Here is a 12795-nt window from a genome sequence, read left to right on the forward strand (position 1 = left end):
CTATAAAAGGAGTTGTTAAGTGTTAGAAATATTTCCTGATTTAACTGCGATCGCTACGTCAAAATTAAAGTAAGTTGAGGGGTAGGGGATTCGCTGATGAAACTAACTTCACGTTGGGCGATCCAAATTACGCAAAAAGTTTGGCGGGGGTTGAATCGCAGCAGAAAAGGTAAGGTGATTTTAGCTTTGCTATTAATGTGCTTTGCGGTGCGCTTAATGCCATATTTTGCGCCCGTTCGGGCTACAGATATTATGCAAAATCAGCTAGCGATGCAGTTTAGCGATCGCAATGGGCTACCCTTAGGAACTATACTCACTCGCGATCAAGAGCATACAGCAGTAGTTCCATTGAATCAGGTTTCTCCCCAGTTTATCCATGCGATTTTGGCTGCTGAAGATGGTAGCTTTTATCATCATGGGGCGTTGGATATTAAAGCAATAGCCCGCGCTATCAAAGAAGCGATTCACGCGAAAAAAGTTGTGTCTGGTGCTTCGACAATTACTATGCAGTTGTCGCGGATGTTAGATCCTGTTCCCCGCACTCTTGGGGGTAAGCTGCGGGAGATTTGGTTAGCTTGGCGGTTAACTGCTGGGATGAATAAGGATGAAATTCTCTCGGCTTATGTTAATCGTTTACCAATGGGGGGAAATATTTATGGTGTGGAAGCAGCAGCCCGTACTTATTTTTCTATCCCAGCGAGTGACTTGAATCTTGCTCAAGCTAGTCTTTTAGCAGCTATCCCCAATAATCCTACTTATTTTGACCCTTTAGAGCATTGGGAACGGTTGAAGCAGCGTCAAAAATACGTTCTTAATCAGATGGTACATGATGGCTACATTACTTCTTTATTAGCAGAACGCGCATCTACAGAAAAAGTTGTGTTTCAATCTCGTCAACGGGGAATTATTGCTGCACCTCACTTTTTATTTTGGTTATCGAGTCAGCAAAGTACTCCAAGAGAGGAAGGGGAGGGAATAATCCGCACGACAATCAATCGCCCCTTACAACAATTTGTGGAAGCACAGGTAAAGCAGGTAATTTCTTCACTCGCGCTGAATAACGTTCATGATGCGGCGGCTTTGGTAATTGATAACCACACTGGGGAAGTATTGGCTTATGTTGGTTCACCCGATTACTTTGATGAAGCGAAACTCGGACGCAATGATGGAGTACAGTCGCTACGACAACCAGGATCTACCTTAAAGCCGTTTGTGTATGAGTTAGCGTTAGAAAAAGGTGCAATTCGCCCAAATACTATTTTGGCTGATGTACCTGCTTACTACGCAATTCCAGGTGCGAAACTTTATAGCCCTACAGATTATACTCAAACCTTTCTCGGCCCGGTGCGGGTGCGCGTTGCTTTGGCAAATTCGCTTAATGTTCCAGCAGTCAGGGTTTTAGAGAAGGTGGGTGTGCAGACTTTTTTAGAACATCTGCGTCAATTGGGGTTTGAACACCTCAATCAAACCCCAGAATATTATGGTTTGGGTTTGACTTTGGGTAGTGGCGAAGTCAGTCTGTGGGAATTAGCTAGGGCTTACGTCACTATGGCGCGACAAGGTGAAGCGACATCATTAGTTACTACATTTTCCGATCCTGCAATCCAAAATCCAAAATCCAAAATCCAAAATTCGAAGGCTTGGCAATTAATTATTGATATGTTGAGCGATCGCCATGCCCGTGCCACTGCTTTTGGTGTAGACTCTGTATTAAATTTACCCTTTCCATCCGCGGTTAAAACTGGCACTTCATCTAATTTCCGCGATACTTGGACAGTTGGCTTTACTACTGATTACACCGTCGCTACTTGGGTAGGAAATTTTAATGGCGAACCGATGCGTCAGGTATCAGGAGTTACAGGCGCGGCTCCCTTGTGGAATCGGATTATGTTACATCTGCACGAGCATCAAGAACCATCTAGTTTTACGCCTCCAGAAGGTTTAGTACAATTACCCATCTGTGCAATTTCGGGGTTAAAACCTACACCAGATTGTGCTTCAGTAGTACAAGAATATTTTTATCCAGAAGACAAAATTGCCTACGAAACTCAACAACCAGGTAATTTACCACCAGAATATGATGATTGGTTAGCTAAACAGCAACAATCAACTTTGAATACTAGTAATATTAGGATTTTATCTCCCCATAATGGCGATTTATTTTTGCTGTATCCAGGGGAACAAGCAACGCAGAAACTAGAGTTTAAGCTAGTAGGAAAAACAGCTGAACTCGTAGAGTGGCGATTGAATGGAGAAAAGCTAGCTACGGATTCCGCTAATTCTTTATTTTGGTATCTGCGTCCTGGTAAGTGGACATTGGAAGCAAGGAATGGAGAAATCAGCGATAAGGTAAGCTTTCAAGTCCAGTTAGCCAGTAGAAAATCCACACGTCGCGGCTTTTCAGTTATTAATTCTCAGGTGGGTAATTAATATCATGTCCGGCAAATTACTTGTGATATGTCATTGCGAGTGCAACAAAGTGGAACGTAGACACGTAGACGCGAAGCGGCTTCTCGTTCGCTCGCAATGACATAGCATACTACTGGGATCATAAACCAGAAATTGATCTAGACATGGAGCAACGCTTTCAATTTGCTGAAAAATTACGCAAAGAAGCAGGAGAATCTCCTTTAGCTGCTAGACTCTACGCCCAAGGACTTTTCAAGTAAACTCATCTTTAAGCATTTGTTAACCGTGTTTTATATTTACGCTTATAAACTGCATAAATGAAGAGATCGCTCTTCGGTGGGATTACTGAAAAATGTAATATATTTCTTCAGAAATTTGCCCTTTTGAAATTGATGTTATAAATTATAGTTCTCAAGTTTTCATTAAAGGTTCATTTAACCATGACAAACACACCTACTAGTTCCAAAACACAAGAAAACCGATCTGCTAAGAAGAAACAACAGTCCTTCCCCAAGACTGATATTGGTTCTCCTAAAGTTCCAATCAAAAAACGCAAGACGAAGCAAGAGTATGAATCACTCAGCGATTGGGAACACGCAAGTTAATTTGTTCATGGGATTCCTAATCACATAGTTGAAATGCAGTTGTCATACGAGGGCGATTATATTGATAAAACCCATCAATATCCAACAAAGCATTGCGATAAAGAATTCACTCAATCGTAACTTCTTCATCTTTGGTAGTACGAAAGATATTTCCTTGGCTAATTGTCAGACGTTTCTCTAAGTCCCAATTAAATGCAGATGCGGGTATTTGATTCTGCTGATGCACGGCCCATGATATCGCTAAAGCTTCACCTGCGATTCGATTGCCATCAACTTTACTCCAAATACACATAAAGCGATCGGTGCATCCCAGTTTTTATTTGGCACCCAGAAAAATAGACTTCTTGCAGAAGTCGGTTAAAGGGAAAGGGGAAAAGAACTCAAAACCCTTTCCCTTTAACCTTTTCCCTTTCGCCCCTCTTGCAAAAATATATTTTTGCAAGAGGTCTAATCATTTGTCATATCATGTCCGATTGAACAGTTGTCATTGCGTAGGCGAAGCCTTCCCGTTCGCGTAGCGTCTCCGAAGGAGAAGGGTACGGAGTGAAGCAATCGCATAGACCTTGTGATTGCTACCCTACTCTTCGAGAACGGCTAGCCTTCAGCAACGCCCGCCGTAGGATGCCCGAAGGGCTGTAGAGCGAACGCCGAACGGGAACGCTTTCAGCGTTAAGCGAAGCTGCCGTACCCCTACCCTTAAGCAAGCTAAGCGCAGCATCTCCGCTAGGAGAAGGCTTTTTACGCTCGCAATGACATAGTTATAAATTTTCCCGCCTACCTACTTAACATTTCTTGGCTGTTAATTTGATAGCAAAAAATTGGCAAGCCTGTTAATAGGGCTATACAACCCATACCCAGGTGCGAGACATTGCTTTTACTAAGCACCTTCTCGCCTCCAGATTTCTGAAAAGCTTGCATTTTGAGGAGATGTGAGAGTGGAAATTTTCGGACTTTATACCTTTTCTCTAAAATCTGGCTACAAATGAATCTTCCTATCTCCCCGTCTCCGCGTCCCCGCGTCATTCATCATCTGTTGTCTACTTTTAGAGAATTGTTATTAAATAGCAGGGGCAGCAGATATAATCATCAACATCAAAAGTGCCAAAATCAACACAGAAATTTTGACGATCAGATAAATGCCAGCATCAGGCTCTAAAATATCGTGTAACATTTTTACCTCCATTTGCGTGTCCTTGCAAGACATAAAACATTTGAGGTGTTTATAGGGAAGCGTAATTTGCTTTTTAAGGTTAGTTTCCCTTCAAGCTTATTTTCCCTCAAAAATAGTTACACAAAATGCTCAGTAAACTTTAAGTAATATTTTGTAGCTTACTGAAACTATTAGTTGTGATGCATTCAAGCTGTATATTGACTCATCAGTATCATTCTTTGCCATTGTTCATCTATGTTTATAAAGGACAAATGACTAAAGTGAAGCTCTTTTGTATGGTGGCAAAAGTTTTTTACTAGCAAGGTACTCATGCAGTTCATGAGGTTTGAGATGGCAAAGCTCTTTTGCTATTTCATGAATCTTGATATTTCTCGGTAATATAGGTATTAAACTTTCTCGAATCAAACTTAATAGCCGAGGTTCCGCAATCATCAAGAGTTGCTGAATTTGATGAGCCTGAATCAAGTTAACTATCTTAACAGTAATGCTTTGGGTAAAGCGACGTTCAAATTCAATCATTTGATTGTCGCGGCGATCTTCATAGCTGTGTGCTTGACCAGCAACACCTCGATTACGCCCAGTTTTAGAACTTGTCCCCAGTTCTTGACCTTGAAGTTCGTTATTAGAACTCAGCAAAGCTTCATGTTCGATTAAATGCGGGCCAGAATCATATCCTGGTAATTCTGATGGCTTTAAGGTTAAAAAACGTGCTTTCGTACCATCAATCACAGCAACAAGGTATCTATTCATAACAACCTACTTTCAATGCTGGATCTCTAAATACTAGCAACAGTAGTTAGCATCTTAAACTACTTAATCATAAAGCTTCAAATATAAGGGGCGTTATTTATTATTGATGGAATCATTGTGCTGGGGTTGGCTTCAACATCATAAATGAGCGATCGCAAAAGCCATTTCGGGAGTCACCAAAATAGCTTTTAAGACAGCATTTGCCATTTTCGACACTACAATTGCTATTTCAGAGTACTCTTTTGCTATTTTGGATACTATAATTGCCATTTTGCGAGTCGCCGAAATAGCTTTTGAGACAGAATTTGCTATTTCGGCGATGCCTACGCAAAGGGCACAGTATGCGAGTTCACACTTAAATTTATACTGTCACACCCTCCAACTCTTCATCGGTTAATTCATACAATTGGCGTAACTTATCTAACTTATCTTGATCGGCTTGCCAGAAACCCCGCCCGTGCGCTTCTAACATTCTGCCTACGATATTGCGAAATGCTTCCGGGTTCGCCTTGCGTAATTTCTCCGCCATCTCTGCATCTAAAGCATAAGTATCTGCTGCTTGGTCATATACCCAATCATCAGTAAAATCCGCAGTACCGCCCCAACCGATTAACGCCGTCATCCGTTGGGATATTTCAAACGCACCACCAGAACCTTGATTAGCCATCGCTTGCGCCCATTTGGGATTTACCAACTTCGTGCGGTACTCCATCCGCAGTAAATCATCCAAGTTGCGAGGTGTAGTATCTTTCGAGAAACTTTCGACAAAACTGGTTGTTACCTTCTTACCGCGTTGTTTTTCTGCGGCTTTCTTCAACCCACCAGTATTGGCGTAATATTCCTGAATATCGGTTAAACCATATTCTACCGAATCAATTTCTTGGACAATGCGATCGCTTGTTTTCAACAAAGTATTCAACACCTCAGGTCTAGCTTGACCCTTATCCTGTCTCCCATAGCTGAACACATTGCGACTTTGCCAAGTATTACCTAACTCCTCGCCAGATTCCCAATTACCATCGACAACTTGGTCATTTACCAAAGAACCAAAATCTCCCGCCGGGTTAGAAAACAACCTTGCAGATGTATTCTCCACTCCTTGCGCTTTTAAAGCTAAAGCGTGTTTTCTAATAAAATTCTCCTCTTCTGCTTCCTCAGCATCAGCAGCCCGTTGAAACAAATCATCTAATAATTCGATGATATTCACAAAACTATCTCGGAAAATTCCTGATAGATTTCCTAACACATCAATGCGGGGATGTCCCACCTCAGCCAAAGGTTTTAACTCATAACGGACAATTCTTCCCGTTCCCTCCTTCACAGGTTCAGCACCCACCAATTCTAATAGAATCCCCAACGATTCACCCTTAGTTTTAATCGCATCCAAACCCCATAACATCACCGCCACAGTCTCCGGATACTTCCCATGTTCTTGTAAATGTTGGGCGATAATTTTTTGCGCAATCTCCCTCCCCCTTTCATAAGCTGCAGGTGAAGGCATTCTATAAGGATCTAAAGCATGAATATTCCTTCCCGTAGGTAAAACCCCCGGCCCATCCCTTAACAAATCACCACCAGGCGCAGGCGGAATATATTCCCCATTCAAACCCCTCAATAAATTCGTCAACTCCTCCGTAGATTGCATCAACAAATCTCTAATTTCCCCTTCCTCCTCTCTGTGTTCTTTGCGCCTCTGCGGTTCGTCTCCAAAATAAGCCTCCAAATACCCCGCCAACCTCTCCTCATCCGGCGCTTCCCCCAAAGTATGCAACCCAGAAGAAAACAACCGACTTTCTAACACCTGCAAATACTCATACAACTTCACCAAATAGTCATCAAAAACATGGGCACTAAACATCCGCACATTTTCATAACTAAAAGGAATTCCCAACTTCTTTGCATCTTCTAACGGACAATCTGCATCCAAACCAGTGTCCACAATTTTCCGACAAATACCTTCCTTCAGCGCATAATTCTTTTTCGGATCTTCCCGATACTCCGAAATTAAATCCCTTAACGCCAACAACTCCTTATACAAACCAGCACGACCATAAGGCGGGACATTATGGGAAATTAACACCCCATAACCGCGACGCTTTGCCAAAATCGACTCCGAAGGATTATTTGCCGCATATATATATAGATTAGGCAAATCTCCTAACAAAATATCCGACCAAGAATAACCAGTATTACCTAAAGGAGAACCAGGCAACCATTCCACAGTACCGTGCATACCAAAATGAACTACAGCATCAGCTTGAAACTCATTTTGTAGCCATTTATAAAAAGCAGCATATTGAGGATGAGGAGTTAAATCCCGTTCAAACATTAACCGCATCGGATCGCCTTGTAAACCCAAAGGTGGCTGCACACCTATCCAAACATTTCCTAACTGCACACCCCCAATTTGAAACTCATCGCCATAAGTTTTAATTCCTGCACCCGTAAGAGATTTCCATTGTTTTTCAATCCGAGAAGTGCGAAGATATCCTAACCATTTTTCTAGAGTACGGGCGTTAACTGACGCAGGAACTATCTCTGCTACCTTGTCAATAACAGCTTCATCCGCCTCCTTCACCCAGCGAATTAATTCTTCCCCATCATCAGGTAAATCCCCAACTGTATAACCTTGTTCTTTCAGTGCTTGCAACAGCTTTAAAAGACTACGCGGCACATTTAATAATGCAGCCGTACCCACAGCACCATAACCAGGAGGAAAGCCATATAAAATAATTGCAATCTTGCGTTCCGATGCAGGTTTCTGTCGCAAATTAATCCAGCTTTTCACCCTACCAATTAATCGCTGTACCCGTTCGGGAACCAAATAAATATCTTCACCCACCAAACCACCAAGGGGAACAGTATCAATCGCCCCATCGAGTTCTGGTAAAGCGTACAAAACAACACTTTGTAACCCGCCAATACCTTGGCGAGTCCAAGAATAAATATCTTGAATTAACAACGGTGCGGCAACAAAATAAGGGACATTTTTAGCTGTAAGAATGCGTTTTGCTACCTCTACCTGTCGCCCTGCTTCCATTGAACCAGCCGGGCCGCCCACTAAGGGGAAACCAATCGTAGAAACTACAGCATCTACTTTCACTGCTTCATCAGAAAGTGAAGGAGTTTCTATATTCCCAACTTTTCTTTGCTGAAGTTCGTAGTCGGTTGACATCCAATCTCTTACCGCTACGTGTCCTTCCACACCATTAATAAAAATCGGTAAGGGAATTAATCCTGCTGCTTCAAAACGGCGAATTAGTTGGGGAATATATTGTTGTTTGGTAATAACGTGTTTGCGATAAAGCAGAATTCCCACAACCGGATTTTGCACGTTGAATTTCTGCTGATACCATTCCAGATATGCTTTTGGCGATTCAAAAAATCCTTGATAATCGGGATGTAATAACCCCATATTCGGGGTTTCCACGGGTGCGGGAATATCGCCAACTTTTAACCCTAAATATTTTTCCGCCAGCGTCCAAAATAGTGAGGCAGCATTTTCTGGGCCGCCAGCATTCCAATAACCATAGATAATTAGCCAGTTGCGTAAATCTTGGACTTTTTGCACTGGTATATATTTGAGTAGTTTCGGTCCTACCTTTAAAAAGCTAATATAACCAGCGAGTTTGTCTTCTTCTCTGCCATTACTAAATTTATCCAGAATGAATTTTACTGGCTTGGGCATACCTTTGGGTTTGTCGCCAATGGCAAAATCGCCCAACTTGGTTAAACTCATCAATTCCAAAGCCGACTCGAACACCAGCCGGATGGGAATTTGGGAGATGTGATCGCGCAACCACAAAACCTGGTCATAATCAAATAGCAAGCTACCAAAAAATACATCAGCGTCTTGGAGTGCTGCTTCTACTTCCTGGCGCTTGGTGGTAATCTCGCGATCGCTAAACACTCGAATATCCAACTCAGGACAGCGAGAGTTAGCGACAAAAGCTGCTTTTCTATACAAGTCAGCGTTAAAGGATTCAAATCCAGCAATCAAGACGATGCGTTTCATGCCCTAAGCTAAAAAATATTGTCTTTACCTCGATCATAATTCGCCTTTCAAGGTAAAACCTGACACTGTTAGGCTAATGTCCTGTCTTTTTTGGGAATGCGCTAACATACCATTGTATAAATAACAGTGGTTAAACCGCGTAAATCTATGGATATTGCTTTAATTGTTAAGTTTCTCGCCCCTTGCCTGCCATTTTTGCTGAATGTGGGTAATAAAGCTGTAGAAGGCGCATCACAGAAAGTCGGTGAAGATGGTTGGAATAAAGCAAAAGCTATTTGGGCTAAGTTACATCCCAAAGTAGAGGCTAAGGAAGCAGCGAAGGAAGCGGCGGCGGATGTGGCGCAAAATCCAGATGATGAGGATTTACAAGCCAGCTTGCGAGTGCAATTAAAGAAGATTTTGGATGCAGATACTGCACTTGCAGAGGAAATCGCCAAGATTTTGCAAGCATCAGCTGACAAACCTGGTGACAATATTCAGGTGAGTGCTAATGCTTACGACCAGAGCACAGTTAAGCAAGTTGGGAAAATCGACGCAAACCAAGTGAGTTTTTAACTCAGCTATAGTAGTTCTCATTTAGATACAGCACAATATTATATCGCCAACTGTAGGGGCACGGCACTGCCCATACGTGTCAACTTAACGTGAAACCCTAATGAAGACATAATTTTGTGTTCTCTCACTTCCTATCACGATCCGCGTCACCCCACCCCAGTTTTGCCTAAAGCCAAAACGTCCCCTCCCCGCAAGCGGGGAGGGGATTAAGGGGTAGAGTAAAACCTTTGTGGGCTAACCATTTGAGCTTAAGTTGACACCAATGGGCACTGCCGTGCCCTTACCGCCCAGCCTATAAATTTGCTTCTGCGATCGCAGCCACAACATCCAGCACAATTTTTACCTGCTAACAAGAATGGCAGAAGAACCCAACCCCAGTAACTCGAGCAACATTGAAATGAATGTCACTGCTTCCGGTGACAGCAAGGTGACTCAAGTAGGGCAGATAAATGCCGCAGAAGTAAGGATTGTTGTTGAGCGCATAGAACCAATACTAGAGCGATTACAACAAATACCTAAAGTAGAATCACCAGGGGTTCTCAAAGCTGGGAACCCACGGAAAAGTTTGGCTTATTGGCAAGGACGCAAAGCAGAAATTACCCAAATACAGCAATGGTTAACTGATAACAATACCTTTTTAATTGGCATAGAAGGCATCGGTGGCGCGGGTAAATCGATGCTAGCTGCGAAAATTTATGAAGAAATTGCAGGTTTCCCCAAGCGATTTTGGGCGGATGTTAGTAATGGGGCAAGTTTTAGCGATTTAGCCCGTCAAGTACTAAGTGAATTTGGCTTTCCGGTTCCAGAAGAAGAAGCGCAGTTAGTAGAAGCGCTGGTGAGGTGTTTACGCAGTGGTGAATTTTTACTGATTATTGACAACCTGGAGAGTTTATTACAACCTAATAGACAATGGGGAAGTCTATTCTACAGCGAATTTTTCAACGCTTGGGTGGAATCTGGCGGTAATAGTAAGGTAATAGTTACCACTAGAGAAAGACCAGAATTAAAAGGCTTTGAGTGGCTACCTTTGAAAGGTTTGCAAGTAGATGAAGGGGTAGCCCTGTTAACAGCATTAGGGATTCGGGGAGATTTAGCTGAGTTTGTTGAATTAGTAGATGGACATCCTTTGCTGTTGCGATTGGTAGCTGATTTATTAAAAGAAGAATATCCCCAAGACCCAGATTTAAGCAGATTAGCAGATTTAGGCTTAGGGAATTTGCGGCAGTTGTTGGCAGATCCTCAAGTAGTAGGTGTACATCGCCGGGAAAATGTGGGGATGGTGTTAGTATTGGATGCCAGTTTTGAAAGGTTGAATGAGTTACAAAAGGCTTTATTGCTGAATATTAGTGTTTATCGTGGTGCTGTAGATAGTGCTGCGGCTGTGGGGGTATTGGCGGGAAGTTCAGCAGCAGAGATTGAGGGAGAATTAAGGAATATTGTTAAGCGTTCTTTGTTGGTAGAAAAACTTAATGGTAAGCGGCGGTTTGAGTTTCAGCCTGTGGTGTTGGAATATGTGCGGTATAAAGCTGGTAATCAAACAGAAGCACATCAACAAGCAATTTATTACTATCTTTTGAATGCTAAACAAAAACCCTGGCAGACTAAAGAAGATATCAAAGAACATTTAGAAATCTTTTATCACTGGTATCAACTAGAAAAGTATGACTCAGCATTTGATGTATTAAACTTTTGCAATAAATTTTTGACCTTCCAGGGCTATTACACCGTACAAGTTGATTTATACGGGCAGTTGGTAAGTAAATGGCAAGAAATTGGCTATAGTGAAAATTGGAATTATTGGGCTTCTCTCATTTTATTGGGCGATGCTTACCTTTCCCTGGGAGAGTACCAACGGGCGATAGATTTCTACCAGCAGTCTTTGGAGATATTTAGGGAAATTGGCGATCGCAACGGCGAAGCTAATTGCTTAATCGGTTTGGGCAATGCTTACGGTTCCCTGGGACAGTATCAACGGGCGATAGAGTTCCACCAGCAGTCTTTGGATATATCTAGGGAAATTGGCGATCACAACGGCGAAGCTAATTGCTTAATCGGTTTAGGCAATGCTTACGGTTCGCTGGGAGAGTACCAACGGGCGATAGAGTTCTTCCAGCAGTCTTTGAATATATCTAGGGAAATTGGCGATCGCAAAAACGAAGGTGCTTCCTTAGGCAATTTTGGCAGTACTTACAACTACCTGGGAAAGTACCAACGGGAGATTGAGTTCCACCAGCAGTCTTTGGATATATCTAGGGAGATAGGTGATCGCAAAGGCGAAGGTACTTCCTTGGGTAATTTGGGCAATGCTTACAACTACCTAGGAGAGTACCAACGGGCAATAGAGTTCTTGCAGCAGTCTTTGGATATATCTAGGGAGATAGGTGATCGCAAAGGCGAAGGTACTTCCTTGGGTAATTTGGGCAATGCTTACAACTACCTAGGAGAGTACCAACGGGCAATAGAGTTCTTGCAGCAGTCTTTGGATATATCTAGGGAGATAGGTGATCGCAAAGGCGAAGGTACTTCCTTGGGTAATTTGGGCAATGCTTACAACTACCTGGAAGAGTATCAACGGGCAATTAAGTTCTATCAGCAGTCTTTAGATATCAAACGCGAAATCGGTGATCGCAACGGTGAAGGTTATTCCTTAATTGGTTTGGGTAATTCTTACTACTCCCTGGGAAACTACCAACGGGCGATTGAGTTCTACCAGCAGTCTTTGGATATCGCTAGGGAGATTAGCGATCGCAACAGCGAAGGTAATTCCTTAATCGGTTTAGGAAATGCCTATTTTAAGTGCGGCAAAATTCAAGAAGGATTTGCAGCCTTGTATCAAGCCCAGCAGATTTTCCTAGAACTTGGGCTTTCTCTTAAAGCAATGCCTTATCCTCAGTGGTTAAAATCACTAATAAACTTTACTCAACGTGGGTGGTTACAGTTAATTTTGTGTTTTATTTTCGGGTTGATAGCCTTTCCCTTTGCCTTTGTAGGGCTAATTCTGCTGCTTTTATGGCGTTTAATACGTGCCCAGTTTAGAAGATGATAATAGCATAAAAGCAACAATTAAGCGGGAATTTTCCGTCGATCATTTTTTGAACTTTTATTTTGAATAAATCAGAAACAATAAATCTGCTAATAGAAGAAGCCTTGGAAGTTATTAAATAATAGTATATTCAAAAAGTAGCTGGGGAGAACAGGGATGAAAACTGATAATACAAATAACTCAAAATTATTTTACCCCTGTTCTGTCACTTTCCGGAGTGAGCTAGTAGTAAATAAGTTAAATTATC

Annotated in this window: 8 protein-coding genes; 4 read left to right on the forward strand and 4 right to left on the reverse strand. The window is 42.3% G+C overall.

The features are described from left to right. The first annotated feature begins 96 nt into the window (after nt 1-96). Both pbpC and BV375_RS36655 read left to right on the forward strand, forming a co-directional pair. Complete coding sequence (gene pbpC / locus BV375_RS07115) at nt 97-2430, forward strand: penicillin-binding protein 1C (protein WP_086758736.1); 2334 nt, start codon at nt 97-99, stop codon at nt 2428-2430. Between the two features lie 419 nt (nt 2431-2849). Then, a complete protein-coding gene (locus BV375_RS36655) occupies nt 2850-3014 on the forward strand; it encodes a hypothetical protein (RefSeq protein WP_166507399.1) in 165 nt (54 codons plus the stop codon). 106 nt (nt 3015-3120) lie between these two features. On the opposite strand, the gene BV375_RS07120 is transcribed toward BV375_RS36655, so the two are convergent. From BV375_RS07120 to bchH, 4 genes are all read right to left on the reverse strand, one after another. Continuing rightward, complete coding sequence (locus tag BV375_RS07120; protein ID WP_086758738.1) at nt 3121-3306, reverse strand: hypothetical protein; 186 nt, start codon at nt 3304-3306, stop codon at nt 3121-3123. Nucleotides 3307-4440: 1134 nt separating this feature from the next. Continuing rightward, nucleotides 4441-4935: a host attachment protein gene (locus BV375_RS07130; protein ID WP_086758742.1), complete on the reverse strand. Its 495-nt coding sequence runs from the start codon at nt 4933-4935 to the stop codon at nt 4441-4443. Between the two features lie 138 nt (nt 4936-5073). Beyond that, the gene (locus tag BV375_RS38655; RefSeq protein WP_279432908.1) at nt 5074-5205 is read right to left on the reverse strand and encodes a hypothetical protein; all 132 of its coding nucleotides are present in this window, start codon (nt 5203-5205) and stop codon (nt 5074-5076) included. A gap of 91 nt (nt 5206-5296) precedes the next feature. Beyond that, the gene (gene bchH, locus BV375_RS07135; protein ID WP_086758744.1) at nt 5297-8950 is read right to left on the reverse strand and encodes a magnesium chelatase subunit H; all 3654 of its coding nucleotides are present in this window, start codon (nt 8948-8950) and stop codon (nt 5297-5299) included. A 147-nt stretch (nt 8951-9097) separates the two neighbouring features. Here bchH and BV375_RS07140 point away from each other — a divergent pair, with 147 nt between their 5' ends. Beyond that, entirely contained in the window at nt 9098-9505 is a 408-nt protein-coding gene (locus tag BV375_RS07140; RefSeq protein WP_086758746.1) for a hypothetical protein, read from the forward strand. Between the two features lie 355 nt (nt 9506-9860). After that, nucleotides 9861-12548: a tetratricopeptide repeat protein gene (locus BV375_RS07145; protein WP_086758748.1), complete on the forward strand. Its 2688-nt coding sequence runs from the start codon at nt 9861-9863 to the stop codon at nt 12546-12548. Nucleotides 12549-12795 lie beyond the last annotated feature (247 nt).

The organism is Nostoc sp. 106C, assembly GCF_002154725.1.
GTDB lineage: Bacteria > Cyanobacteriota > Cyanobacteriia > Cyanobacteriales > Nostocaceae > Aulosira.